The organism is Candidatus Baltobacteraceae bacterium (genome assembly GCA_036559195.1).
In the GTDB taxonomy this organism is placed as follows: domain Bacteria; phylum Vulcanimicrobiota; class Vulcanimicrobiia; order Vulcanimicrobiales; family Vulcanimicrobiaceae; genus JALYTZ01.
Map to the genome: position 1 here is coordinate 24,259 of DATBTN010000066.1, position 25,102 is coordinate 49,360.

Sequence of the window (25,102 nt, forward strand, 5' to 3'; positions counted from 1 at the left end):
TAGCGAAGAGCCGAATCCTCAGTACTGAAAAAAGGACCGGCAGCGGCCGGTCCTTTTTTTTCAGCGAACGCCGCGCTCCTTAGGGCGTGAAGGTGTACTTCTGCACGAAGGCGCCGCTCTTATCGCCGGAGACCACGAAGACGCTGCCGGTCTTCGAGTCGATCGCCGTCGTGTGCACGTGGTCCGACACGGCGGTCTGCCCCACGATCGTCAGCGCCGCCCCGTCGGTTTTAAGCATCGTTAGCTTACCACCGCCGGCACATGCCATAACGTCGGTCGCTTGGTCGAGATCGCACTGATCCACGCGCGTCGGAAAGTCGATCGTCTGCACTTTAGTGCCGTCGGTTTTATAGACGGAGAACTTCATGTTCTCGCCGCCGGCGAGCAGTTCGCCGTGCGCCACGTCCAACTGCAGCGGATGGTTGTTGGTAAGTTCCGGCGTCGCGATCGTGCGCGTAACCTTGAGCGTGGTTGGATCGATCACCGCGATCTCGCTCATGTTCGCGATGTTCTGATAGATTACGTGCGTCTTTGGATCGATCTGAAGATACTCGGGCTTGTGACCCGGAAGCGCGACCGACCCAATCTGTTTGAACGTCTGCGAATCGATCACGAAGATCTGCGTGCCGTCGTCCTCATCACCGTAAATTCGGTGCAGAGTTGGGTCGTAGGCGATCGCGTCGACGTGTCCGGAGACCGCTACCCGATTGATCTCTTTCATCGTCACGGGGTCGACTTCCGAGATCGCGTTATCGCCACCGTCGCCGGTAAAAACGTGGCCGTTGGCAGGGTCCACGGCGACGCCGGCCATCGGGCCCACTTTTACGGAGCCGAGCACCTTACCGGTATCGGCGTCAACGATAAGCAGGTCCGAGGCGCCGCCATGTGCGGCATAGACCCGGCGGCGCACGGCGTCGACCGTGACGTAATCGAATCCGCCGGGCGCGGCGATTTGTTGCGGTGGGGCGGCAACGATAGGCATGAACGATCCTCCGAAAAGCAACGTGTCCTGAAGCTATCTTGCACGGTAACCCAAAAACCTTTCGATACCCTTAAGGCGCGAATAACGCAGCCTTAATTTGGGCCTTCTACGGTGACTACGGAGGCGTGCGTGGTGTCGCACTCCGACCTTGCTATTGTTTCGTAGGAGATGAAAGAATGTCGACCTCTCGCATGCCGCGCCACCTGACGGCGCTGCTATGCCTGATTCTGACGGCCGTTCTGATCGTTCCGCAGGCTGCCGTTGCACAAGGGCAGGCATCCGTCGCAACGATCTCGGGAACGCTCGTCGATCAGCAGAGCGGCTTACCAGTCGCAAACGCGAAGATCGTCCTCTACCAGGGTACCAAACGTACCGCCGACACGACCAGCAACCCGAACGGCGAGTTCCAATTTACAAACGCCGACCCCGGCGTCTATACCCTCGAAATCAGCGCGGTCGGGTATCAGACCGGCCAATCCGCCGACCTCTATGCTTTCGCCGGTCAATCGACGGCGATCCGCACGGTACTCGTGCGCGCGACGACCCAGACCGGCGGCCTGCGCGAGATCGCCTCGGTTACCTCGTCGAGTCACGGGCTGCAAACCAGTTCGGTCATCACCCAGCAAATTTCGTCGCAAACGATTCAGCGCGAAGGCGTGCTGCGCGTCGCCGACGCCCTGACCGCGCTCCCCGGCGTGAGCGCGAACGATCTCGACTCCGCGCCGGGCGACGATCTGCACATCAATCTGCGCGGTCTGCCGGGCTCCGAGACTTCGGCGCTCATCGACGGGCTTCCGACCGGCCCTGTGGGCGTGGGTTCCGGCCAACGCGGCGGCTACAACTTTCAGCTATCGCCGTCGTTTGCGCTGAGCAACGTACAAGTTGCGTACGGAACCGGCGGCACCGCGCTCTACGGAACCGACACGGTCGGCGGCGCGATCGACTTTCAAACGATCGACCCCACCGTTACGCCCGCATCGAGCGTCGAACTCGGATTCGGCACGCAGGGCCGCCAGCAGTCGGTGGTCACCGCGACGGGGACCTCGGGACGCCTCGGCTATGCGCTCGAGGGCAGCGTTCAAGGCACGTGGGGGAATTTCAAACCCGGCGCCTTCACACAAAACGGCCTGCTGCTTTCCGGCGGCAACGGTTACGTGGCCGACGCTTCGCCCTCCAACGTCGCTCTCAATACGTATCCCGTTTCGGGGAACTACCTGCTGCGTACGAATCTGCTCAAACTGCGCTATCACCTCACGCCGCAGACGAGCCTCACGGCGCTCGGTTACGTGGCAACGTCGTGGGACGATAAGTCCGGCGAAGGCGACAACGACGCGCTCTCCCGGGAGTACGTCGGCGCGTACTTCGATGCGACCGTGGCGCCCGGCGCGAACTGCGTTCCGGTGAAGGTTACCGATGCCGGCGCCACACAGTGCTTCACGCGCAATCAACTCGTCAACAACTTCAACGGCGCCCTCGGCGGCGGCGGAACCGCGTGGCAGGCGCTGCGCAACCAGCACTACAGCCTGCGCTTGGACACCGAGCACGGGCACAATCAGATCTCGGCAAGCACCTTCTTCGATACGTTCAATACGCTCTACGATCGCTACCCGATCGGCGCGTCGAACAACGGCCACGTGAACAACTATCAAACGGTCGGCGAGCGCATCAGCGACGATATCGTGAGCGAGAAAAACGATCTCGGATTCGGCGTCTATGCCTTCAATCAACGCGAGATCGACCAGTTCTTCGACGCGACCGGCATCACCACGACGCCGACGCTGAACTCGTCGTTCACGAACTTCTTCGTGCGCGACTCCTTCACGCCGAACCCGCATTTCTCGGCGTTCGCCAGCGGCTGGTTCAAAAACAACTCGATCACGAATCGCTCGGAGTTTAGCCCGCGACTAACGCTCGTCTTCCGTCCGACCTACCGCGACGTCGTGCGCTTTAGTGCCGGTCATTCCGAGGGCGTTCCGCAAGTCGGCCTGCTCCACTCCGCGGTCGCATATAATACGAGCCCGACGAACATCACTAACCCCAACTGCCAACTGCAGACGGTCGCGCAATCGTCGAATCCCACGCTCCAGTCGGAGAAGGCGACCGATCTCGAGGCGAGCATCGGGCATCGCTTCGGCAACGATACGAACCTGCAGCTCACGGGCTACTCGATGAACGAAACCGGCGTGCTCTTTAGCAACGTGGTTCCGCTCGGCACGTTCGGTCTTGCGCCGCCTGCGAACTTGCTCTCGCAGTATCTGCAGCAACTCGACAATAACTGCAGTGCGAAGATTCCCGGCTATACCGCGTCGATCGCGAATCTCGGCACGACGACGGTCTTCAACGCCGGAGCGGGCCGTTTCCAAGGGCTCACGTTCCAGGGTCGCGTGCGCTTCACTCCGCACGCCTATTTCGACTTCAATTACAGCACGATTTCGGCGCGCTACTTCAACATGCCGCAACTCTCGCTGCAGAATAACGTCACGCTCATCGACGGCGGGCAGATCGGCCGGGTTCCGTTCCAGCAGGGGAGTCTCGGCGTCGATTTCTCCAGTAACAAGGGGTTCGAAGCGCGGTTAGACGGCTACTACGTGGGCAACAATAACGGTCTTCAGCGCAAGCCGTACACGTTCTTCAACGGCGCCATCAGCGAGCAAGTACGCAACCTCACGTTTAGCCTTGGTGCGTACAATCTCTTCAATAGTCAGTACGACAGCTTCGGTCGCATCGGTGAGGGCGTGTTCGTCCCGGAGAACCCGTACGGCACCGACACCACCGCGCTGCAGCAAGCCTTCAACAGCGGCATCGGCGAACAATTCGGCCTCCCCCAACGCTCCATACTCTTCACCGTAACCTCCCGCATCAAGTAACCCCCGCGACTTCAACGAAGCTCCGTCCTTCGACAAGCTCAGGATGACAAGGAGAGGGCGCGCCTCTTGTCATCCTGAGCCTGTCGAAGGACGAGCTTGTCTACACACCCCCGCACCAAATAACGCTCTCCCCCCTTTGTCATCCTGAGCTTGTCGAAGGACGGAGCTACGGTTGCGGGTCGGTGTCGTGGAAGGTGCCACGTTTGGCGGTGTCGTCTAGGTCGAGGTCTTCGAGCAAATAGTAGACGATTTTGCGATCGTCGAAGCCGACTTTGACCAGCTCGCGGCCGCCGATGGTAACCACCTCGTGGACGTGACCGGTTTGGCCCGCATACGTGTAGTTGACGGCGGTGTAGTTCGGATCGCCGGCTTTTGGATGCGGCGTCGCTTTTACGCCTCGCAGCGGCGTGTTGTGCCGGTGCGGGGTCTTCTTCTCGGGCATGCGAAAGAGATTCGCCGGAGGTAGCACATGCTCATCGAGTACCGTGGGAAGACGCCGAAAGTAGACCCGAGCGCCTTTATCGCGCCGACCGCCGTGCTGATCGGCGACGTCGAAGTCGGGCCGGAATCGAGCATCTGGTTCGGCACGGTCATCCGGGCCGACAACGGGCCGATTCGCATCGGCGCGCGCACGTCCATTCAGGACAACGCCGTCGTGCACGTGAGCGAACACGGTCAAACGATCGTCGGCGACGACGTGACCGTCGGCCACTGCGCGGTCATGGAAGACTGCCACATCAAGAATCGCGCGCTGATCGGCAGCAATGCGGTGATCCTCAACGGTGCCACGGTCGGCGAGCGCTCGCTTATCGCGGCCGGAAGCGTCGTTGGGGAACGCACCGAGATTCCCGACGGCGTGCTCGCGGCCGGAGCGCCCGCCAAAGTCAAGAAAACGATCGAAGGCGAGGCGGCGACGTGGATCGAGATCAGCGCGAACGAGTACGTGAAACTCTCGCGTTCCTATCTCGCCGAGGGCATCGGCAAAACCGTATAAGCAACCGGTGGGCCATTCGGGGCAGTATCAAAAGGGAGAGGTCCGGACATATAACCGTAGGGAGCGCTACGGTACGCAATATTTGGAGATTCCGTGCGTGAAGCATCCATCGACCCATCGCCGCATTAGGAACGCGTTGCTCGCCATCGCGCTTGGAATCGCTAGCGTTGGCTCCGCGACTGCAGCGACGAATGATGCCGTCTCTAAACATGTTTCGATTTCGGGCAGGGCGTTACAGCACTTTAGTGCGTCGCATTCGCTTGAGGACCTGAATACTGCGATCGACACCATGCAATCGGCGCTGGACATCAATGCGTTCACCCCTCAAAACTTCATCGCTGATCGGCGCACACTTGTACGAGGCTGGGCGCAAGTCCTGAGAGTAGTCGCAAGTGTCTACGATCCAACATTCAATCCGCATGCGTTGCTGGCGTGCCCGACCCCGCCCGGAGGGATGCTTGTGCCGTGTGCAGACCCGAATGGGATTAAGGACCCGGCGCAAAGGGCCAGCTACGCGGCCGCGCTCGCGACATTTCATCATTACCTCAAGCAGCGACTCCGTTATCAGCAGATTCACAATCTCGATCAGGGGGCAATGAGTAACCTCAGCTTGGCTTTGGACTCGCTTCGCAAACTTGCGCCCGACGGAACGCCTGCTGACTTTGTTGCACTCGATGGCATACTTCAGCAAGCCGGACTCAGCGATGCGAGGCGAACGAAGATCGACGCCATGCTCTGCGCTCGACCCGGGATTTAGATTCTATTTGCCGTCATCAAGCCGAAATGCCGCCGCATGCCGTGGCCAGCTCGTTGTAATGCTACTGCTAGCTACTGGGCGGTCGGAAAGTGCGATTCGTCGGCGTAGGGGACGAACAGCGTGAACTCGCTGCGGAAGCGCAGTTTCACGCTGCCGGTCGGGCCGTTGCGGTGTTTGGCGATGATGAACTCGGTGAGATCGGGTTCGGGCATCTCCTTGTTGTAGTAGCCTTCGCGGAAGAGAAACGCGACCATGTCGGCTTCTTGTTCGAGCGAGCCTGAGTCGCGCAGGTCGGAGAGCATCGGACGCTTGTCCGTACGCGATTCGACACCGCGGTTGAGCTGCGCGAGCGCAAAAATCGGCACGCCGAGATCTTTCGCGGTCGTCTTGAGCGTGCGGCAGATATCGGAGAGTTCTTCGTTGCGATTGCTGCTCTTGGTGAGCACGCTCGGATGCAAGAGCTGCAGGTAGTCGATAAAAACGGCCGAGAGACCCTGCGACGATTTTAACCGCCGGCAGCGGCTGCGAATATCGGAGATCGAGAGGCCGCCCGAATCGTCGAGATAGATCGGCAACTCATTGAGCGCACCCATCGCGTCGGAGATCTTCTCCCAATGGTGCGGCTTGATGTTTCCGCGACGCATGTCGTGCATGCTGATCTCGGCCTCGGCGCAGATCAAACGCTGGATGAGTTCGTCATTCGACATTTCCAGCGAGAAGAACGCGATGGGGTCGCTCTCTTCACGTGCGGCCGCCACCGCCATGTTCAGGGCGAACGACGTCTTGCCCATGCCGGGGCGAGCGGCCAAGATGATGAAGTTGCCCGGCTGGAAGCCCGTCGTCATCTCGTCGATGTCGCGAAAGCCCGAAGTCAGGCCGGTCCGGCCGCCCCGGCTGTGAAAGAGCTTGTCGATCTGCTCGAAGGCCGGCTTGAGCAGGCGATTGACCGGCACGAACTCGCCGTGCAGTTGCCGGCGGCCCACATCGTAAACGATCTGCTCGGAGCGATCGAGCGCGCCGACCACATCTTCTTCGTTTTCGAAGCCGATCTGCGAGATCTGCGTTCCGGCGTGAATCAGCCCGCGCAGCACGGCTTTTTCGCGCACGATCTTTGCATAGTACGCCGCCGATGCCGCCGTTTGCACGGTGTCCATGAGCGAGGTGACGTATGCGAGGCCGCCCACGCGCTCGAGCAAATCGCGCTGTTTGAGTTCCTCCGCCAGCGTGATCTTATCGAGCGGTTCGCCGCGATCGAACAAATGCTGCAGCGCGGAGTAGATCGTCTCGTGTACGTGCGCGTAGAAATCTTCGGGCTGCACGATCTCGGCGACGATACCCATGATATCGCGATCGACGAGGATCGATCCGAGCAGGGCCATCTCCGCCTCGAGATTTTGAGGCGGAATTCGGTCCATGACCGGAAGATGCGAAACGCTCATGCTCGCAACGAGTTGCGCCGCGCACGCGACGGGAGCCTTGTGGATTTCTTGTGGAGATCCAGGGCACGGAACGCTTGCTCTACCGATGTGACCGCGATCACCTCGATTCCGGCGAGTGCCGCGTCGATTTCGCGCACGTTTTCCTTCGGAACCACGATGGCGCGCATCCCCGCTTGACGCGCCGCGTAGAGTTTTTCGATGATGCCCCCGACCGGGCGCACTTTGCCTTGAATCGAGAGTTCGCCGGTAATCGCGATATCTTGCGGCAGCGGCGTCTTGGTCAGCGCGGAGTACAGTCCCAGAAAGATCGCGAGGCCGGCCGACGGACCGTCGATGTTGCCGCCGCCGATCACGTTGATGTGCAAGTCGTAGTTGGCGGTGTCGAGTCCGGCTTCGGCGCGCAAAACCGCTGCGGCATTGAAGACGCTGTCTTTGGCCATCGTGCCTGCGGCGTCGTTAAAGCGCACGGTGCCTTTGCCGTTTTGGGCGGCCGGGAACGCGACGGCCTCGATCTCGATGATGCTGCCGAGATAGTGCAGTACGCCCAGGCCGAACGTCTTGCCGATCTCCCGCACGCTGCGGGCTTTCACGATCGTGTGCTGCACTAAACGGCTGGACTGCACGACCGCTCGCACGTCGTCTTCCGTGAGCGTAACCGCACCTTTTTCGTTGGCCCGATACAGTGCTTGCCCGTATGCGTCGGCCACGATCTGCACGGCTTTGCGGCCCTCGATGGTATAGGATGCGATGAGCGCCGGAACGCCGCGGGCCGCCTTCGCGCTCAAACGTTTGACCGCGCCCGTCACGATCGAAACGATCTGCGCTTGCGTGAGCGGCTCGAAGTAGACGGCCGCGCAGCGCGAGCGAATGGCGGCATCGATATCTTCGGGCTCGCGCGTCGTCGCGCCGATCAAAATGAAATCGGCCGGCGCGCCGTCGGCAAACAGTTTTTTAATGTACGCGGGAATGTTCGGCGAGGACTCGTCGTAGTACGACGATTCGAACGCGACGCGCTTATCTTCGAGCACTTTGAGCAGCCGCGTCTGCAGCGGGGCGTCCATCTCGCCGATCTCGTCGATGAAAAGTACGCCGCCGTGCGCCCGCGTCACCAGGCCGAGCTTGGGCTCGGGAATGCCGGAGTCGGCGAACTCGCGCCGGCTGCCCTGGTAGATCGGATCGTGAACGCTGCCGAGCAGCGGATTGGTCGTCTCGCGCGGATCCCAGCGCAACGTGGTGCCGCTGGCTTCCACGAACGGCGCCTCTTTCGCAAACGGCGTGTAGGCACGCCCCTTGGCGACTTCGAGCGCCAGCCGCGCGACGGTCGTTTTGCCGACGCCGGGCGGTCCGTACAAAATAACGTGCTGCGGATAGGGCGAGGAAATTTTTGCGAGCAGCGAGCGGATCGCCGCCTCCTGTCCCACGATCTCTTTGAGCGATTGCGGGCGCAGCAACTGCAGCGCCGATGCGGTGAGGCCGCGGCGTTCGAGCGCTTCGAGATCCTCGAGCTTGCGCTGCGTCGAGGGCGTCTCGGGGCCCGTATCTTCACGCAGCGCTTCCATCTTGAGATCCTTGAGGTACTCTTGATGGCGCTCGATCATCTTGGAATTGATCTTGCGCTCGATCGCATCTTCCACGTTGCGTTGGGCGATCAGATCGGCCAGCTGTTCTTCGATCTCGCCGATCACGCGCCGAAAATGAGCGCGGCCAGTGACGCGCTCGAGCGTGGGATCTTCGAAGACCAGGCGCTGCAGCGCGCAGATGCGGTCGGGCAGGGTCTGCGACCGCATCATTTTGAGCGCGTTCATTTTGCCGGCTCGCAGCACGAGCTTATCGGCGCCGATCGCACCGGCAAAGACGTCGTAAAGGGCCGCCACATAGCGGCTCATCTCGTCTTCGCTGCTGAATTTGCGGCGAAAGCGATTGACGTACGGATTCTCGCCTACAGAAGCCAATGTTTCAACCCGCCTGCATGGCCGCAGGGCCTCTTTACTGTGACTGTGCCGAGACGACGGTGACGGAGGTCTTAGCGACGATATTCTTGCCGAGACGAATCTCGACCGGATAGGTGCCGAGCGCTTTGATCGAACTCTTGATCTCGATCTTGTGTTTGTCGACCGAGACGGAGAACGCGTGTGCGATCGCATCGGCAACGTCGGCGTTGGTCACCGCGCCGAACAGCTTGCCGTTACCGCCGGCTTTGGCGCTGACCGAGACCGGCTTGCTCTCTAACAATGTCGCAAGCTCTTTCGTTTCGGCGAGAGCCTGCGCGTCGCGTCTATTCTGCGCTTTTTTCTGGTCGTTGAGAATGGCAAGTGCGCCCTTGCTCGCCTCGGTCGCGAGGTTGCGCGGCAACAAAAAGTTGCGCGCGTATCCCTCGGCGACGTCGACGACCGCACCTTGCTTGCCGAGCGGTTTGATATCGTCTAGGAGAATGACTTTCAAGGAAGTTTACTCCGTTACGAACGGAAGAAATGCGATGACGCGCGCTCGCTTGACGGCAACGGTGAGCAGACGCTGGTGCTTCGCGCAGTTTCCGGAGATACGACGGGGCAGAATCTTTCCGCGCTCCGAGACGTATTTCTTGAGCCGGCCAACATCTTTATAGTTGATGTCGATCGCCTTATCGGCGCAGAACGTACACGGCTTCTTCTTGGTGCGGCGCTCTTTGGGCGCACGCTTGGTCTTAGGTTTGGTCGCCATAGTGGTCCTTTCACTAGGTGGTTGACGGTCGTGTCGCGCCTGTTAGGCCGCGCAAGACCCTAGCGAAGTGCCCTCGCTGCCCGAGGCCACTACCAGGCAAAAGCGCCTGGATTTTGACAGAAACAAAGCTCCCCGAGCCCAGCGGCCTCGGAGAACCGCGCTCATAATAGCACGACTGGGGCAGCTATTCTACCCCAAGGGTGGCACCCACGAGTGCCAGCTGTCCGGCACTCTCACGGCCCCCGGGTAAGCGAGCGTGGGTAAGGGGCGACTCGTCTGCTTCTTTTCGCTGCGGAACTTCGCGCGAATTCATTTCGTTTTCAAACACGTTGCGTTCGATGTTTCGATTCGCATTCTAAGCGAATTCACAGTATACGAACTGCTCGATATTCGCATGACTGCAAGTTTTTTTGGGTAGGTACGTTCTCTGTGAATGTGAAGATGTTAAACAAGGTACCGGAAGTCACGATCTATTTCTGGATCATCAAAGTTTTGGCTACGACCGTCGGCGAGACGGCGGCAGACTACTTATCGACGACGCTGCATCTCGGATTGGTGAATACGTCGTACGTGATGAGCGGTCTATTCTTGATCGGCCTGTTCGTTCAACTGAAATTCAAGAGCTACGTACCGGCAATCTATTGGACCGTCGTGGTACTCATCAGCATCGTCGGTACGCTCATTTCAGATAATCTCGTCGACAATCTCGGCGTAACGCTGGCGACCAGTTCCACCATTTTCGGTTCGATTTTGATCGTCGTTTTCGCCCTCTGGTGGTTCAGCGAAAGAACGCTCTCGGTTCATACCATCTACACGACCAAACGAGAACTGTTCTACTGGGCCGCGATTCTCTTTACGTTCGCACTCGGTACGTCGGCCGGCGACCTGATCTCGGAGGCTTCGAAGCTCGGCTATCCGCTCTCCGCGTTGCTCTTCGCCGGAATGATCGCGCTGACGGCGCTGGCCTACTACGCCTTCAAGATCAACGGCGTGCTGGCGTTTTGGATCGCCTACATCCTGACCCGCCCGCTCGGCGCGTCGCTCGGCGACCTGCTCTCGCAACCCGTGAAGGACGGCGGCCTTGGAGTCGGCACCACGATCACGAGCGCCGTCTTTCTGATCACCATCGTCGCCTTGGTCATCTACCTGACCGTGACCAAGCACGACCGGATCATCGCCGCGAACCAGGCGGAAAGAGCCCGCATCAAACTCGAGGAAAAACCGCTCCCGAATCCAACCTAGCCAACCTGCAACGGGGCTCGGGAGGAATGCGCGATGAGCGGAGTACGGCTTTTGGTGGGCACGCGCAAGGGTGCGTTCGTGCTGGAATCCGACGGGAAGCGCGACCGCTGGAGCGTCAACGGTCCCCACTTTGCGGGCTGGGAGATCTACCACGTTAAGGGGTCGCCCGTCGAGCCGAATCGGCTCTACGCATCGCAGACCAGCGGCTGGTTCGGCCAGGTCATCCAACGCTCCGAGGACGGCGGCAAGTCGTGGAACCCCGTCGGCAATCGCTTCGCGTACGACGGCGTTCCCGGCACGCACCAATGGTACGACGGAACGCCGCACCCCTGGGAATTCGCACGTGTTTGGCACCTCGAACCGTCGCTGACCGATCCCGATACCGTCTACGCCGGCGTCGAAGACGCGGCGCTCTTTCGCAGCACCGACGGCGGCGAAAGCTGGAACGAACTTTCGGGTCTGCGCGAACACGGCACGGGATCGTCGTGGCAGCCGGGGGCCGGCGGGATGTGCCTGCACACGATTCTTCTCGATCCGAGTAATCCCGAACGCATCTTCGTTGCCATCTCGGCGGCCGGCGCGTTTCGCAGCGACGACGCCGGCAAGACCTGGCGCGCCATCAATCGCGGATTGAAGTCCGAAGGCATCCCCGATCCGGATGCGGAGGTGGGTCACTGCGTCCACCGCATCGCGATGCACAAATCGCGCCCCAACGTATTATTCATGCAGAAGCATTGGGACGTGATGCGCAGCGATAACGCCGGCGATACGTGGCAAGACGTGAGCGGCAACTTGCCGACCGATTTCGGATTCCCCATCGACGTGCACGCGCACGAACCGAACACCGTGTACGTGGTGCCGATCAAGAGCGATTCGGAGCACTTTCCGCTCGACGGCAAACTGCGCGTCTATCGCAGCCGCAGCGGCGGAAACGAGTGGGAAGCGCTCACGAACGGCTTGCCGCAAAGCGATTGTTACGTTAACGTGCTGCGCGACGCGATGGCGGTCGACTCGCTCGATTCGTGCGGAATCTATTTCGGCACCACGGGCGGACAAGTCTACGGATCGGCCGATGCCGGCGACCATTGGGCGCCCATCGTGCGCGATCTCCCGCCCGTACTCTCGGTCGAAGCGCAAACGCTGCCGTGATCCGCGTCATCCTTCCCGCCCACCTGCGCGCGCTCGCGCGCGTCGCCGGCGAGATGCAGATCGACGTTGAAGGCGACGTGACGCAGCGCGCGATCCTCGACGCGCTCGAAACCCGCTTTCCGGTGCTCTGCGGAACGATCCGCGATCACACGACGCTAAAGCGCCGTCCGTACGTGCGCTTCTTCGCCTGCGAGCGCGATCTCTCGCACGAGCCACCCGACGCGCCGTTGCCGGAGGCGATCGTAACCGGCAGCGAGCCGTTTCTCATCGTCGGCGCGATGGCGGGCGGCTAAGCATGCGCTGTTTCCTAACGCTCTTGCTGCTGATTGCCTCGGCAGCGCCGGCGCTCGCACAAAACGATGCGGCGCTAAGCGCGCAGTTGCGCGCGCTGGCGAGCACTCATCAGGGCAAGATCGCGCTCTACGCGATCGATCTGCGCAGCGGGAAGACGGCCGCGATCGACGCCGATACGCCCGTTCCGACCGCCTCGGTCATCAAACTGACGGTGCTCTTCGAAGCGCTCAAAGCGATTCAAGCCGGTACGGCCCATTTCGACGACAAGCTCGCGCTGACGAAGGCCGATCAAGTTCCCGGCTCGGGCGTACTGGGATTGTTCGATACGCCCGAAACGCTCACGCTGCGCGATGCGCTGACCATGATGGTCGTCGTAAGCGACAACACCGGAACCAATCTCGCGATCGATCACCTGGGCCTGGCGAATATCGATCGCCGCATCGCGTGGATGGGGCTGCAGAACACGTGGCTCTATAAGAAAGTGTTCAAACCGCCGACCGGGCCCGTGCCTGCCGATCAAAAGCAGTTTGGACTGGGGAAGACGACCGCGCGCGAGATGGCCGAGGTCATGGAGCGCTTCGCGACCTGCGATCTCAACGCACCCGGAGTCGCCGCCAAGCCGACCGCGCGCGACCGCGGGCTGTGCGCCGCCGCCGTGGGGATGCTCAAGAACCAAACGGACCGAGACGGCATTCCGCGCTATCTCTCCGCCGATGTCGCCAACAAAACGGGCGCGCTCGACGACGTTCGTAACGATGTTGGCATCGTCTACGCCCGCAACGGGCCGGTGATCGTTTCCGAGTTCACGTACGATAACAAAGACCAGAGCTGGACCCCCGATAACGCGGCCCAAGTGCTGATGGCTCGACTGGCCAAAACGATCGTCGACCGCTGGCAGTAAAAACTTTTCCGGTCGATGTCGATTTCGGGTCTCCCCGTTCGACGTAGGGGTAAGAACTACAAATCCAGAGGAGACAGCACGATGCGATTCATGGTCATAGTCAAGGCAAACAAGGATTCAGAAGCGGGCGTCCTGCCGACCACCGAAGAGTTCGCCGAAATGGGGAAATTCAACGAGCAATTGGTGAAGGCGGGGGTGATGCTCGCGGGCGAGGGCCTGCAGGCGAGCGTTAAGGGCGCGCGGCTAACGTGGTCGGGCGGCAAGCCGAGCGTCACCGACGGGCCTTTCACCGAAACGAAGGAGCTGGTGGCCGGCTTCTGGCTGATCCAAGTGAAATCGAAGGAAGAGGCGATCGAGTGGATGCAGCGCGCGCCATTCGGAGACGGGGCGCAACTCGAGATTCGGCAAGTCTTTGAAGCCGAGGATTTCGGGGGCCCGCCGGAGCTGGCCGAGCAAGAGCGGCGTCTGCGCGATCGGATCGCGGCCAAACAATAGACGCGCGCCGCGCGGTAGAGGCCGTTTGGCGAATCGAATCGGCGAAGCTGATCGCGTCGCTCACACGAATCGTGCGCGACGTCGGCCTCGCCGAGGAGCTCGCGCAAGACGCGCTGGTCGCCGCACTCGAACGTTGGCCGCAGTCGGGCGTCCCGGATAATCCGGGCGCCTGGCTGATGGCCACCGCGAAACTTCGCGCGATCGATCTCTTTCGGCGGAGCAAAACCCTTAAACGCAAGCACGAAGATTTCGCTCGCGAACTCGATACGCTGCAAGCCATGCCCGAACGCGATCTCGCCGCCGCGATCGACGACGACGTCGGCGACGATCTCCTGCGCTTGGTCTTCATCGCCTGCCACCCGGTGCTCTCTACCGAAGCACGCGTTGCCTTAACGCTGCGTTTGCTCGGCGGTCTCACGACCGAGGAGATCGCGCGCGCGTTCCTCGTTCCCGCCTCAACCGTCGCGCAGCGCATCGTCCGCGCGAAACGAACGCTCTCCGAAGCGCGCGTGCCGTTCGAGGTGCCGCACGGCGCGGAACGCGACGCGCGAGTATCGTCGGTGCTGGAGGTCATTTATCTGATCTTCAACGAGGGCTACTCCGCAACGGCCGGCGACGATTGGACGCGCCCCGCATTGTGCGAGGATGCGCTGCGCCTCGGACGCGTGTTAGCCGAACTCACTCCCGCCGAGCCGGAGGTCCACGGCCTGGTCGCGCTCCTTGAAATTCAGGCCTCGCGCTTGCGCGCGCGAACCGGCGCGAACGGCGAGCCGATTCTTCTCCTCGATCAGAATCGCGCCCGCTGGGATCACCTCTTGATCCGGCGCGGTCTCGCCGCACTCGACCGCGCGCAGCGCTTGGGCGGTGCGCTCGGTCCGTACGCGCTCCAAGCCGCGATCGCCGCGTGTCACGCGCGCGCGCGAACGCCGGAGGAGACCGATTGGCGGCGCATCGTCGCGCTCTACGACGCGCTCGCGCAGCTCGTTCCTTCGCCCATCGTGGAACTCAATCGCGCGGTTGCAATCTCGATGGCGTTCGGTCCCGCAGCGGGGCTCGACATCATCGACGGCCTCGCTTCGGAGCCCTCGCTACGCGCGTACCATCTCTTTCCGAGCGTGCGCGGCGATCTTCTCGCAAAGCTCGAACGCTTCGATGAAGCGCGCGCGGAGTTCGAACGGGCGGCATCGCTCACGCAGAACGCGCGCGAGCGCGAACTCCTCCTCGCGCGCGCGGCCGGCGTCACGAAATAGCGCGACGACTCGTTTTGAGAAGCAACGCTCTCTTTTAGAGGTATTTCATGAGCCGCATGCTTTCGCTACTCTTTGCAGTCGTTGCGCTCATCGTTCCGGTCGTGACCGTTGCCGATACTCCCGAACGAACGAGCACCGTTGCCGATCGTCATCTGGTGAACGTCACGGTGTATAACGGCGGAACGGCCCTCGTTCACGATCGCCGGCGCGTGTTTTTGAACGCCGGTGTGAATCGCATCGCGTGGCGCGACGTGAGTGCGAACATGGACCCCTCGTCGGCGCTGCTGGAGGACGTGGACGCTCCAGGGAACGTTAACGTCCTCGAGCAGAACTTCGATTTCGATTTACTCGACCCGTCGGCACTGCTGCAGCGATACGTCGGTCGCGACGTGACGGTCGTTCACGATCCGCGCTTCGCCGGCGAGCGCGCCACGCGAGAGACGGCGCGCGTCTTGAGTACCAACGGCGGCATCGTCCTGCAGTATCGCGATCGCATCGAGACCGAAGTCCGCGGGCATATCGCATTCCCGGTCTCGTCAAAGAACTTTCGAGACAAACCCACACTCGTATTGGACCTGGCAAGCACGCACGGCGGAGCGCAAACACTCGATCTCAGCTATCTGACCGGCGGAATGAGCTGGCATGCCGATTACGTCGGCGTACTGGATCCCGACGAGAAGCATCTGGCCTTAACCGGGCTCGTGACGCTCTCAAACACGAGCGGCGCGAGCTACGACAACGCTCACCTCCAGCTCGTCGCCGGCAACGTCAACGTCGTGCAGCCCGGGGTCGTGGCGGACACCTTCAAAACGATCGCTCGGGTCACATCGAGAAATGTTTTTTCGCAGGAGAACTATTTCGAGTATCACTTGTATACGCTGGATCGGCCGACCACGATTCTAAACGCGCAAACCAAGCAGCTCTCGCTGCTCGCGGCTCACGACGTGCCGGTCCGCAAGACGCTCGAACTACGCGGTTCTCCCAGCTACTATCAATCGGCCGAGGCGGATCTGGGCGATCGTCTGCCGGTCGGCGTGTACGTATCGTTCGAAAATCGCGGCGGCGACCTTGGCATCCCGTTGCCGGCCGGCGTCGTTCGCCTCTACAAGAACGATTCACGGAATCTATCCGAATTCTTGGGCTCGGATCGAATCGAGCATACGCCCAAAAACGAATCCGTCAGACTGCACCTCGGCGACTCCTTCGATGTGACCGCGCGCAAGCGCCAGACCGATTTTCAATTCATGGGCGGCTGTTCGGCCGATAGCTCCTACGAAATCACCGTTGCGAACGCAAAATCGATCGCGCAAAACGTTCTCGTGGTCGAATCCATTCCGGGTTCCTGGAGGATCCTCGACGAAAGCGCGAAGCACACGAAGACGTCGGCGTCCACCGCGACCTGGACGCTGCCCGTTGCGCCCGGGGGACATACGACCCTGACCTACACCGCTCGCGTCTCGTGGTGCTAGCGCAGCCAACAGTTTAGCGCATAGCGGCGTCTATTCGGCAGATAGCCCATCACCCAGGAGCCGCGAACGTGCCACTAACCCTCGATAGCGACCTCATTGAGAACGCCAGATCCGGCGGGGCGGGTCTCGAGCGTCTCATCATAGCCGTGTGGCCCGAAGCCTACCGAATCGCCTTGAGCATTCTCCGCGATGTCGGCCTCGCCGAAGATTCGGCTCAGGAAGCATGCGCCTCCATAGCGCGCTCGTTATCGACGCTGCAGAATACGAGCGCCTTTGCTGCATGGAGCTATAAGATCATCGTTAATCGCGCGATCGCGCTAGCTCGCCGCCATCCCCGCACGCAAACGCTCGACGCCGCCGGCGATCGCGGCATTCACCTCGATCCAAGCGATGCCTTAGATCTTCACGACGCGCTGGCAAGTTTGCCCTTCGTGCAGCGCGGTGCCATTATTTTACACTACTATGCCGGCCTCAATAGCGGCGACATAGCCGCTGCGACCGGGTTGCCCGCTTCTACCGTTCGTTTTCACCTGATGCTCGCGCGCCGCGCCCTGCGCAAAGCGCTTTCGAGAACGGACCCACTCGCAACAACTTCCGAAGAGGTACTTTCGAATGTTCGCTGACGCCCGAATCAAGTCGGCTCTGGAAACGCTGATCGACGACATCGCGGCGCCTCCGGCTCCGCTAGCCAAGATACAACGGTTGATTTCGCTGCCGCAACCGCGTGAATCGCGCAGGCCGCGCTACGCTCGCCTTGCGATGGCTTTCGCCGCGGCGATCGTCCTCGCGATCGTCGCTCTGCCCGCGATTTCGCCGGCCCTCGTGCAAACGATCGAAGCGCGCTATCGTGCCGCGTTACAAGCGCTGGGAGGATCGGCGCCGCCGCCCGCGCCGAAATCGCTAGTATCGAGTCTGACGTCGCAGCGTGCGACCCTCGAAACCGCGCAATCGCGCGTATCGTTCACGATCGTTCCGCCGGCGGGTCTTCCGGCGGGCATCGAATCCGCGAAGATCCTGACGACTCCGACCGGCGTCTACTCAAAAGCGACTCACTCTTGGCGCGTTGGATCTCCGGCCGTAACGTTTTCGTACCACCGTTCGGGCGGCCGATCGTTCATCCTCATGGCCGACCGTTTCGACCCAAAGAACGGGCCGCCGCCGAAGTACCTGTTCGAAGCTCTGGACCCAACCCCCGACGGCCGCCCCGTTATCGTGAAGCACGAGAACTTCGCGTGGCGCAACGGCGATCAGATCATGACCGCCGTCGAAGGCGAGGGCGTCAGCGCGGCGGAGATCGAGGCGATCCGCGGAGCGATGCACGGCATCGCGCTGCCCGGACGCAACCTGCACGCGCCCTCCGTTGGAACGCAATCCAAACTGTATCGAATCACCCGGCCCTAGTAGCTAGGGCTCTAAGCGATCCGTATAGGCGGCCATGACGAAATAGGTGCCGGGGATGTGCGAGCAGTGCTCGACCCTCGGCGCATACGTGCTCTCTCGAGCCGCAGCCAAGGTTGCCTCGTCGAAGGCCTTCCGGCCACTCGATTTACCCACCATCGCATTTTGTACGGCGCCGGAAGCATCGAGCTGGACGTTTACGGTATTTAGGTAGGTCCGCTGGGTGGCGAGAACCAGCTTTTTCATCGAGTCGGTAAACTCGGGCCGCACTAAGTGCACGATCGCCGGATCGTGGTGTGGCACGGCGCAAGCGCCGGTGCGCGTTTTGGGTTTCGTGCCGTAGATTACCGGTGTCGCCGGCCGAGTAATCAGAAAGACGGTCGGCGCGGGCAACTGCGTCGATGCCGATCTAAACGTTGACGCAACTGCAGCGCAATTGTGAAATGCCGGTTCGAACGTGCTGCTCAGCGCCGCGGCAGCTACCGCTCGATCTTCGGCGAGGTCATTGCTCGGATGCAAGATAACAACGTCGTGCGGTTTACCCGCGGCGCTCACGCTCACCGCATAGGTCGTGGTGAATGCCGGGTAGCGGGCGACGATCCTCTGCATCGACCCGGCATCGAGTGATGGGGAAATCATTCTGGGGCCGCCTGCGCCTAACCGATGCTCGCGCAAAGGCGTGCGATCTCGCGTGCAACCCGCTACGGTCGTCGTGGCCGTATGATACGACGACGGGCCGGCGAGCGGCGCAATTGCTAAAGCGGGCGAAACGGATTGCACCGTGAATGCGATGAGTGCGAGCAACATAAGCGTGCCTCCAAGTGCGGATAGTGAAAGACGGAGATGGCGCGGGCGCGAGTCCAGGAGTCGCTCGATGCGCACGACGATTGAATGTCGGGAGCCGATCGCTCCGGCTGCGGCGATCGGTACGCGAACCGCGGCGCCGCCCGCGAGCGTTGCCAGGGCTTGCGCGAAGGCGCCGCCATCGCCGGTTCGAGCGATCACCCAATCGTCACATGCGATCTCGCGCTCCGCCGCGAGTCTACGCATGATAAACCACGCAGCGGGGTTGAGAGCCGCTAGCGCTTCACCGACGCGCGCAAACGCGTTCGTCCACACGTCGTTGCGACGGAGATGCGCGATCTCGTGAATGAGAATTGCTTGCACGGCGTCGTCGCGCATTCGTTCGATCAGCGACGCGGGTAGAATGATGGCAGGCCGCCGGAAACCGATTGCGAGCGGGACGGACACGCGACTCGACAGGAAGACGGGATATTCGTGCGCTTCCGACCACAGGCGAGCATGGCGCCGGATCGCCCCGAGTCTGCAAACGTCGAGCACGAGGAGCAGGCCGCGCGCCCCGGCCGCCAGCAGCCAAATGAGTGCCGCCGCCACCGCAAGGTTCGGCTGTACCGTGATTCGCGATTTGCGGGTAGCAGCCGGGACCGGTTCGCTTGGCCGCCCGGCCGGGCCAAAACTCGTCTGCGCAAACTCGATTCGCGAATCCCGGATCGACGGTACCTGCGCCGCGCTTTGATTGCCCTTCGCGACTGCGGCGTTTTCGTTCGCGGAAGAGTGTCCGGAGAGTACCACCGTTAGGACCGGGATAAGCACGAGCGCCGCGAGGGCGCACAGCCACATTGCGTACCGCGTCGCCGCTCCCAGTTTCGGCAGGCACCGCAGAACGAGCCACACGGCGCCCACGATGAACGCACCTTCCCAAAGGCCATCGAACCCATCGCCGGCAATCGCGAGCGCGGCGGGTGCGAGCTTATCGATCATTTTTTCCGGCCTTCCCGGCGCCCGAGCAACTCGCGAATCTGTTTGCGATCTTCCTCGCGCAGCGGAACCTCGTCGAGCAGGCTCATCGCTAATGCGTTCGGCGAGCCCTTAAAAAAACGCGCCATCACGTGTTTGACGGCAGATTTTGCCGCATCGTCTCGTTCGACGAGCGGACAGTACGAATAAGCGCGGCCGATTTCATCGTGCGCGACATAGCCTTTTTGTTCGAGCGTCCGCATCGTAGAGAGGACGGTGTTGTAGGCAAGAGCCGGCGGCGGGAGCGCCGCCGTAACGTCGGCTACGGTCGCGCGCCCTTTCATCCAAAGGATTTCCATCAACCGCAGCTCGTGGTCGGTCAGCACGAGCGATTTCTTACGCGACATCACATCTCCTACATTCGTAGTTGTAGAATACCGCCCGCCCGCGAATTTGTCAAATGTGCAAACACCTCGGCACCCCTGGAGGACTTGATGGCAGCCCCAGTTCCGATAGCACTTGTCGAGGCGGATCGCGACGGCGGCCCGGCCGAGATAGAACGACTCGTCGAAGCGATCTGGCCGGATGCGCATCGTCTAGCCCGCGCGATCTCGGGCGAGCGGCAGTGCGCCGAAGACGATCTGCTTCAATACGATCTTCCCGGCGCGTGGCGCCGTTCCGACCACGTGCTAACGCTCGTCATCGCGAATCCAAAAACACTTACGACTTCACGGAACATCGCGCGCGGCGACTACGAGCTCAGCATGGGGGGCGGAACGACGCACGGCCGCTCGCAATGGATGATCGGCGGCGAGGAGGTCATCGTGATGAGCAGCACGATAACGCCGGCGGAGCGAACGGGAATCAAGAATGCGATGGTCGCGCGGTCTCGTCATCCGGCCCGCTAACCGCGGCGGCTCGACAGCGGTTCAAGCGCGAAGCGCTTCCCGATAGGGTATTTTGGACTAGGCATTACGTCAGCGAGGGGATACTTCTAGCTGGAGGAACCTAGTTCCGCATGAGTTCGGCCGGTGCGAGTGGTCGTTTCCGCGCGTACGCTTACGGTCTAGTTACCACCGTGGTGGTGCTGCTCTTTGCTCTCGGTGAGTGGTGGGCTGAGAAGTACGTATCGGATCGCTCGCGATTGGCGAGCACGACGATCGAAATCGCGATCGTGCTGATTGCGACGCTCGCGTTCCGGCCAATCCATCAGCGCGTGGAAGCCGCAGTCGAAGCCGCGTTCACCAAGCGCCGCCGTGAGGCGCGTGACGCGCTCGCGCGGCTGCGCAAAGAGCTGACGTCGTTCAACGATCCGCAGCAGATACTTCGCCGCGTCATCGAAGCCGTCGACCAGCATATGGACGCGGCGGGGTGCGCGATCTATCTGCGCCGCGATAGTTTTGCCGCGGAAGCCTCGTCGTACGACGTTCCGCTCCAAGGCGTGGAACACGACGACCCGCTCGCAATTCGGCTGCGCTCGACGGCAGCTCCGGCGGATCCGCACGCGCTCGGCTCGCCGGCTCCCGGAACGATGGCGTTCCCCATGATGGTCGGCGGCGACTTGGTCGGCTTCCTCGCGCTCACGCCGAAGCGAGACGAGTACGAACCCGACGACCGGTACGCGCTCTCGGCATTGACGGAATCGGCCGGCTTGGCACTCGTCGCTTTGGATCCGCGGTTGCGCTCGCACGCCGTCAAGGTTCATCGCAACAACCTGCCGCGTACGCTAACATCTTTCGTCGGCCGCGAGATCGAGATTGCCGAGATCACCGAACTGATCGGCGCGCATCGGCTCGTGACGCTCGTCGGTGCGGGCGGAGTCGGCAAGACGCGTGCCGTACTGCAAGTCGCGGCCAACGTCTTGGCCGGATTCGTCGATGGAATTTGGTTCGTCGGACTCGCATCGATTTCCAGCGGCGATCACATTCCCTCGACCATCGCGCAGGCCGTGGGAGTGAAGCTACCCGCCGCCGGCGATCCACTCGAAAATCTCGTGCAGGCGCTCAAAAACAAAGATGCGATGCTCGTCTTCGATAACTGCGAGCACGTGGTCGAAGCGTGCGCGCGCGTCATCGCCGCGATTCTGGGTGGTTGCCGGGAAGTAAAAGTCCTAGCTTCGAGTCGTCAAGCGCTCGACGTCGCGGGCGAACGGGCGTACCGGTTGCCGTCGCTGGGAGTTCCAGAGCAAAACGAGCTGGATGGTTTGAGCGCGCGCGAGGCCGCGCAGAGTGCCGCGATCGCGCTTTTCGTGGAACGGGCCGTCTCCGCCGACAATCGGTTCGTGCTGACCGATGAGAACGCTCGTACCGTCGCCGATATCTGCCGAAGGCTGGACGGTATTCCGCTCGCGATCGAACTCGCCGCATCCAAGACCGCCGTCCTAAGCCCGCGGCAGCTCTCCGCAAAACTGAACGAGCGCTTTCGGCTGCTCTCTGCATCGGGCGGCGATCGTTTGCCGCGTCAACAAACGCTGCACGCGCTCATTCATTGGAGCTTCGATCTTCTCGATGAAGCCGAGCGCGCGGCGTTTAGGCGTCTGTCGATCTTTGCCGGCGGATGGACGCTGCCGGCCGCCGAGGCCGCGTGCATCGACGCGGGCGTCGACGAATGGCGGGTTTTCGAATTGCTCTCCGCACTGATTTCCAAATCGCTCGTCATCGCCGATCCTAGCGACGAAGATCCGCGCTACCGGATGCTGCACTCAATCCGCGAGTTCAGCCGCGAACGCCTGGAGGAGGCAAACGAAGCCCACGTCATCGCCGCCAAACACGCCCGCTACTACGCGGATCTCGTGCACGATCTCGTTCCGTTGGCGGAGTCGCTGGAGGACGTGCAGTGGCGCCAGCGGCTCGCACCCGAGATCGACAATCTCCGAGCTGCCTTAGATTGGTCGATCTTTCGCGGCAACGATAGCGCTACGGGACTGCGTTTACTCGCCGGCATCGAGTTACCCGAACTCTTGACCACCCCGCAGGAAGCGATCCATTGGTTCGAGGCCGCAAAAGAGCTGCTCGATGCGCCGGGTGACGATTTGATGAAAGCGCGAGTTCTGCGGCACGGCATCCGATTGGAATGGATGGTGGGCCGTCCGATCGCGCGGCGCGAGGTAACGGCGACTCAAGGGCTAGCCGTCGCACGAGCGTCGGGAGATCGCGATGAGATCGCGCGAGCGCTTTCGAACGTGGGGGCCGTTTATCGCGACGCAATGCGCTTCGACGACGCCGATGCGATGTTTTCGCAGGCTTATCAGGCCCCGCAAGAACTCTCCGCGCTCACTACGAATGCCGTATTGCGCAACTGGGCGGTGACCGATCTTCAGCGCGGCGATCTCGACATGGCGCGGCAGCGCTTTACCGAAGTTGCGGCACGGGAACGCAACGGCAGCGAGTCGCACGGAAGCGCCCTACTGAATTTGGGCGAGCTTGAATTTGCCGTTGGGAACTACGATACCGCGCGAGCGGTGGCGCGACAGGCCCGCGAGACGTTCGCACACCTCAATACGGCGCCGCTCGCGCTCGCCTTGTGTAACCTCGCTGCCTACGCGATGGCCGTCGACGATTTCGACGAAGCTCGCGATTGCCTTGGAGAGGCACTCCGGCTCCTCAAGCAGTCGGGGGCGCGTTGGATGATAACCGCGCTCGAACATCACGCCGTGCTCGGCGGCCTCGCCGGCGACCACGAACGCGCGAGCGCTATCGTAGGCTTCACGAACGCCCACTATGCGGATAGTTCGACGCGTCAGCGAACCGAGCAATACGGATACGACCGCCTGATGCTCGCGCTCTCGCACGTGTATGATGAGAACGCACTCGCACAGCGATTGAGCGCCGGAGCTACGCTCACGGAGGGGCAGGTTCTAGAGCTGGCTGCGGCGATAAGCCAACATATCGCACAGAGCCGGGCGGTCGGTGCCGCCTAGGAGGAACGACCCCATGGACAGTTCTTCGCACGATCAGGCCGCCGGTCACATCGACGCTCACGCGCGTTCCATCGACGACCTGCACGCGAAACTAGCCGCACTACCGGGCGCTTCGAAGGATCGGCTTCAAACGGCCGTCGACAAATACAAGTCGGCCCATAAGCAGTTCCGCGATGACGCGCTCGGCTGCATGAACTAAGGACCGGGCGGCGACGGCTCGCGCAGCGCGCTTTCGATCGCGATGCCATTCGGAACGCCGAGGCCCGTGCACGGATTCCAATCCGCACCGGCCTCGAACCGTCCGTTGCCCCCGGACACGATCTCGCCGAAGAGTCGTTCGCCCCGCTTCTCGTAGAGGATCGGCAAGAAACATCCGGCGGCGACGCCGAGCTGTTGATTGATACGCGCGGTCAGCGCGGCCCACATCGGTGCGACCGCGCTCGTGCCGCCCATCGCGAGTTCGACTCCGTCCATAACGACGTAATAGCCCGGCCCTTGCTGCGCCGCAACGTCGGGGACGCCGCGCCCCGCGGAGACGCCGAACAGCGATGCGCTCGTCCCCGCGACATCTTGCCACTCGGGCACATCGAATCGCGCGCTGAAACCGCCGCCGGTCTTTTCCCACGCCTGCTCGCCGCAATCGCCCGGCTGTGCGATGATCGTTGCGCCGCACGCAATCGCAAATGGCGTCGAAGCCGGCGCCACGACGTGAGGCTTGCCGTCGTAATCGAGTTCGGCCCCGTTATCTCCGGACGAACAGAACACGCTCACACCGACGAGCGCCGCAACCGTAAACAGGTCTTCGAGAATGTTCAGCGCGACCGGCGTCCACAGCGGTTCGGGCCACCCGTAGCTTATCGAGAGGATCGAGGGCCGGTGTTCCTCGCCGAAGAGCGCCTCGCGAATTGCATCGAGAAGACCGCGTTCCGAGTTGGGCGCTTCATAGGCGACGATCGTCGCGCCCGGTGCCAACGAACCGATGATCTGCACGTCGAGCGCCGCTTCGAGATCTTTTGCGGTTGCGGCTTCGTGTGAAACGACGGTGCGGTCGACGCGCTTTACGATCGGATGCGCGACCGCAAGTCCCTGCGCGCTCATGCATCGATCGAAATCGTCGGGCTTGCAGACGCCGTCTAGTTGCACCACACCGATCGTCTGCCCACGACCGTCGCACTCGGGAAAACGATACCGAGCCACGACGTCGCGCGCCAACAGCGGTGTCGCATGGCGCTGCAGCGCCTCAAGCTTGCGCGATCGCGGCCACTGATGCAGCCCGAAGACTCCGCGGACAACGGCGGCTAGCTCCGCCGGCAGATGCAACGCATCGGAGCGATGGCGGAAGCGACGGCCGCCGCCGTCCTCGAAGACGGCGACCGTCGCACCGAATGCGCTCACGAGCCGCTCGATCGGGCCGCGGACTACGACCGATCTCCAACGCGTATCGACGATGCTCAAACCGAAGCGCTCGCAATAGCGCCGCAGCAATTC

The 25,102-nt window shown here is 61.9% G+C and carries 24 protein-coding genes; 15 read left to right on the forward strand and 9 right to left on the reverse strand.

Going from position 1 to position 25,102, the window contains the following annotated elements:
* Positions 1-79: 79 nt before the first annotated feature.
* Positions 80-982 (reverse strand): YncE family protein, encoded by a 903-nt coding sequence (locus VIG32_10850; GenBank protein HEY8298503.1) that lies wholly within the window; start codon positions 980-982, stop codon positions 80-82.
* Positions 983-1,158: 176 nt separating this feature from the next.
* Between VIG32_10850 and VIG32_10855 the strand changes: the two genes are divergently transcribed.
* Positions 1,159-3,849 (forward strand): TonB-dependent receptor, encoded by a 2,691-nt coding sequence (locus VIG32_10855; GenBank protein HEY8298504.1) that lies wholly within the window; start codon positions 1,159-1,161, stop codon positions 3,847-3,849.
* Positions 3,850-4,015: 166 nt separating this feature from the next.
* Here VIG32_10855 and VIG32_10860 read toward each other — a convergent pair whose 3' ends face one another.
* Complete coding sequence (locus VIG32_10860; GenBank protein HEY8298505.1) at positions 4,016-4,291, reverse strand: hypothetical protein; 276 nt, start codon at positions 4,289-4,291, stop codon at positions 4,016-4,018.
* 27 nt (positions 4,292-4,318) lie between these two features.
* Here VIG32_10860 and VIG32_10865 point away from each other — a divergent pair, with 27 nt between their 5' ends.
* Positions 4,319-4,843 carry a gamma carbonic anhydrase family protein gene (locus VIG32_10865; GenBank protein HEY8298506.1) on the forward strand — a complete coding sequence of 175 codons (525 nt, stop codon included), beginning with the start codon at positions 4,319-4,321 and terminating at the stop codon, positions 4,841-4,843.
* Between the two features lie 97 nt (positions 4,844-4,940).
* Entirely contained in the window at positions 4,941-5,600 is a 660-nt protein-coding gene (locus tag VIG32_10870; protein HEY8298507.1) for a hypothetical protein, read from the forward strand.
* A gap of 71 nt (positions 5,601-5,671) precedes the next feature.
* On the opposite strand, the gene dnaB is transcribed toward VIG32_10870, so the two are convergent.
* The 4 genes from dnaB to rpsR are packed head-to-tail and all read right to left on the reverse strand — an operon-like array spanning position 5,672 to position 9,739.
* Positions 5,672-7,039, reverse strand: coding sequence for a replicative DNA helicase (gene dnaB / locus VIG32_10875; protein ID HEY8298508.1), 1,368 nt, complete (start codon positions 7,037-7,039; stop codon positions 5,672-5,674).
* Positions 7,036-8,991 carry a Lon family ATP-dependent protease gene (lonC, locus tag VIG32_10880; protein ID HEY8298509.1) on the reverse strand — a complete coding sequence of 652 codons (1,956 nt, stop codon included), beginning with the start codon at positions 8,989-8,991 and terminating at the stop codon, positions 7,036-7,038. The genes dnaB and lonC overlap by 4 nt, the downstream gene beginning before the upstream one ends.
* A 34-nt stretch (positions 8,992-9,025) precedes the next feature.
* Positions 9,026-9,481 (reverse strand): 50S ribosomal protein L9, encoded by a 456-nt coding sequence (gene rplI / locus VIG32_10885; GenBank protein ID HEY8298510.1) that lies wholly within the window; start codon positions 9,479-9,481, stop codon positions 9,026-9,028.
* 6 nt (positions 9,482-9,487) lie between these two features.
* Positions 9,488-9,739, reverse strand: coding sequence for a 30S ribosomal protein S18 (gene rpsR, locus VIG32_10890; protein HEY8298511.1), 252 nt, complete (start codon positions 9,737-9,739; stop codon positions 9,488-9,490).
* A gap of 441 nt (positions 9,740-10,180) precedes the next feature.
* On the opposite strand from rpsR, the gene VIG32_10895 reads away from it, so the two are divergent.
* The 9 genes from VIG32_10895 to VIG32_10935 all read left to right on the forward strand — a co-directional run bounded on the left by VIG32_10895 (position 10,181) and on the right by VIG32_10935 (position 17,940).
* Complete coding sequence (locus VIG32_10895) at positions 10,181-10,981, forward strand: hypothetical protein (protein ID HEY8298512.1); 801 nt, start codon at positions 10,181-10,183, stop codon at positions 10,979-10,981.
* A gap of 33 nt (positions 10,982-11,014) precedes the next feature.
* Positions 11,015-12,130 (forward strand): hypothetical protein, encoded by a 1,116-nt coding sequence (locus tag VIG32_10900; GenBank protein HEY8298513.1) that lies wholly within the window; start codon positions 11,015-11,017, stop codon positions 12,128-12,130.
* On the forward strand, positions 12,127-12,423 hold the full coding sequence (locus VIG32_10905; protein HEY8298514.1) for a MoaD/ThiS family protein: 297 nt from the start codon (positions 12,127-12,129) through the stop codon (positions 12,421-12,423). The genes VIG32_10900 and VIG32_10905 overlap by 4 nt, the downstream gene beginning before the upstream one ends.
* A gap of 2 nt (positions 12,424-12,425) precedes the next feature.
* Positions 12,426-13,325 carry a serine hydrolase gene (locus VIG32_10910; GenBank protein ID HEY8298515.1) on the forward strand — a complete coding sequence of 300 codons (900 nt, stop codon included), beginning with the start codon at positions 12,426-12,428 and terminating at the stop codon, positions 13,323-13,325.
* An 81-nt stretch (positions 13,326-13,406) separates the two neighbouring features.
* A complete protein-coding gene (locus VIG32_10915) occupies positions 13,407-13,820 on the forward strand; it encodes a YciI family protein (GenBank protein ID HEY8298516.1) in 414 nt (137 codons plus the stop codon).
* Positions 13,821-13,870: 50 nt separating this feature from the next.
* Positions 13,871-15,070: an RNA polymerase sigma factor gene (locus VIG32_10920; protein HEY8298517.1), complete on the forward strand. Its 1,200-nt coding sequence runs from the start codon at positions 13,871-13,873 to the stop codon at positions 15,068-15,070.
* A 47-nt stretch (positions 15,071-15,117) separates the two neighbouring features.
* Complete coding sequence (locus VIG32_10925) at positions 15,118-16,539, forward strand: DUF4139 domain-containing protein (GenBank protein ID HEY8298518.1); 1,422 nt, start codon at positions 15,118-15,120, stop codon at positions 16,537-16,539.
* 68 nt (positions 16,540-16,607) lie between these two features.
* Positions 16,608-17,162 carry a sigma-70 family RNA polymerase sigma factor gene (locus VIG32_10930; protein ID HEY8298519.1) on the forward strand — a complete coding sequence of 185 codons (555 nt, stop codon included), beginning with the start codon at positions 16,608-16,610 and terminating at the stop codon, positions 17,160-17,162.
* Positions 17,152-17,940, forward strand: coding sequence for a hypothetical protein (locus VIG32_10935; GenBank protein ID HEY8298520.1), 789 nt, complete (start codon positions 17,152-17,154; stop codon positions 17,938-17,940). Before VIG32_10930 ends, VIG32_10935 begins: the two co-directional genes overlap by 11 nt.
* Before the next feature lie 3 nt (positions 17,941-17,943).
* Here the strand turns inward: VIG32_10935 and VIG32_10940 are convergent, their stop codons facing one another.
* Together VIG32_10940 and VIG32_10945 are read right to left on the reverse strand one after the other, a co-directional pair.
* Positions 17,944-19,719 (reverse strand): TonB family protein, encoded by a 1,776-nt coding sequence (locus VIG32_10940; protein HEY8298521.1) that lies wholly within the window; start codon positions 19,717-19,719, stop codon positions 17,944-17,946.
* The gene (locus VIG32_10945) at positions 19,716-20,102 is read right to left on the reverse strand and encodes a BlaI/MecI/CopY family transcriptional regulator (protein ID HEY8298522.1); all 387 of its coding nucleotides are present in this window, start codon (positions 20,100-20,102) and stop codon (positions 19,716-19,718) included. The genes VIG32_10940 and VIG32_10945 overlap by 4 nt, the downstream gene beginning before the upstream one ends.
* Positions 20,103-20,189: 87 nt before the next feature.
* On the opposite strand from VIG32_10945, the gene VIG32_10950 reads away from it, so the two are divergent.
* The 3 genes from VIG32_10950 to VIG32_10960 all read left to right on the forward strand — a co-directional run bounded on the left by VIG32_10950 (position 20,190) and on the right by VIG32_10960 (position 23,813).
* Positions 20,190-20,603, forward strand: coding sequence for a hypothetical protein (locus tag VIG32_10950; protein ID HEY8298523.1), 414 nt, complete (start codon positions 20,190-20,192; stop codon positions 20,601-20,603).
* Between the two features lie 110 nt (positions 20,604-20,713).
* Positions 20,714-23,614: a GAF domain-containing protein gene (locus tag VIG32_10955; GenBank protein HEY8298524.1), complete on the forward strand. Its 2,901-nt coding sequence runs from the start codon at positions 20,714-20,716 to the stop codon at positions 23,612-23,614.
* 13 nt (positions 23,615-23,627) lie between these two features.
* The gene (locus VIG32_10960; protein ID HEY8298525.1) at positions 23,628-23,813 is read left to right on the forward strand and encodes a hypothetical protein; all 186 of its coding nucleotides are present in this window, start codon (positions 23,628-23,630) and stop codon (positions 23,811-23,813) included.
* Here VIG32_10960 and VIG32_10965 read toward each other — a convergent pair.
* On the reverse strand, positions 23,810-25,102 hold a 1,293-nt coding region (locus VIG32_10965; GenBank protein ID HEY8298526.1), incomplete at its 5' end, for a S53 family peptidase. The genes VIG32_10960 and VIG32_10965 overlap by 4 nt on opposite strands.

Bases quoted from the DNA above. Each gene is read 5' to 3' on its own strand.
- VIG32_10850 (HEY8298503.1), bottom strand. From the start codon at position 982: ATGCCTATCGTTGCCGCCCCACCGCAACAAATCGCCGCGCCCGGCGGA.
- VIG32_10855 (HEY8298504.1), top strand. From the start codon at position 1,159: ATGTCGACCTCTCGCATGCCGCGCCACCTGACGGCGCTGCTATGCCTG.
- VIG32_10860 (HEY8298505.1), bottom strand. From the start codon at position 4,291: ATGCCCGAGAAGAAGACCCCGCACCGGCACAACACGCCGCTGCGAGGC.
- VIG32_10865 (HEY8298506.1), top strand. From the start codon at position 4,319: ATGCTCATCGAGTACCGTGGGAAGACGCCGAAAGTAGACCCGAGCGCC.
- dnaB (HEY8298508.1), bottom strand. From the start codon at position 7,039: ATGAGCGTTTCGCATCTTCCGGTCATGGACCGAATTCCGCCTCAAAAT.
- rpsR (HEY8298511.1), bottom strand. From the start codon at position 9,739: ATGGCGACCAAACCTAAGACCAAGCGTGCGCCCAAAGAGCGCCGCACC.
- VIG32_10895 (HEY8298512.1), top strand. From the start codon at position 10,181: ATGTTAAACAAGGTACCGGAAGTCACGATCTATTTCTGGATCATCAAA.
- VIG32_10900 (HEY8298513.1), top strand. From the start codon at position 11,015: ATGAGCGGAGTACGGCTTTTGGTGGGCACGCGCAAGGGTGCGTTCGTG.
- VIG32_10910 (HEY8298515.1), top strand. From the start codon at position 12,426: ATGCGCTGTTTCCTAACGCTCTTGCTGCTGATTGCCTCGGCAGCGCCG.
- VIG32_10915 (HEY8298516.1), top strand. From the start codon at position 13,407: ATGCGATTCATGGTCATAGTCAAGGCAAACAAGGATTCAGAAGCGGGC.
- VIG32_10925 (HEY8298518.1), top strand. From the start codon at position 15,118: ATGAGCCGCATGCTTTCGCTACTCTTTGCAGTCGTTGCGCTCATCGTT.
- VIG32_10935 (HEY8298520.1), top strand. From the start codon at position 17,152: ATGTTCGCTGACGCCCGAATCAAGTCGGCTCTGGAAACGCTGATCGAC.
- VIG32_10940 (HEY8298521.1), bottom strand. From the start codon at position 19,719: ATGATCGATAAGCTCGCACCCGCCGCGCTCGCGATTGCCGGCGATGGG.
- VIG32_10945 (HEY8298522.1), bottom strand. From the start codon at position 20,102: ATGTCGCGTAAGAAATCGCTCGTGCTGACCGACCACGAGCTGCGGTTG.
- VIG32_10950 (HEY8298523.1), top strand. From the start codon at position 20,190: ATGGCAGCCCCAGTTCCGATAGCACTTGTCGAGGCGGATCGCGACGGC.
- VIG32_10955 (HEY8298524.1), top strand. From the start codon at position 20,714: ATGAGTTCGGCCGGTGCGAGTGGTCGTTTCCGCGCGTACGCTTACGGT.
- VIG32_10960 (HEY8298525.1), top strand. From the start codon at position 23,628: ATGGACAGTTCTTCGCACGATCAGGCCGCCGGTCACATCGACGCTCAC.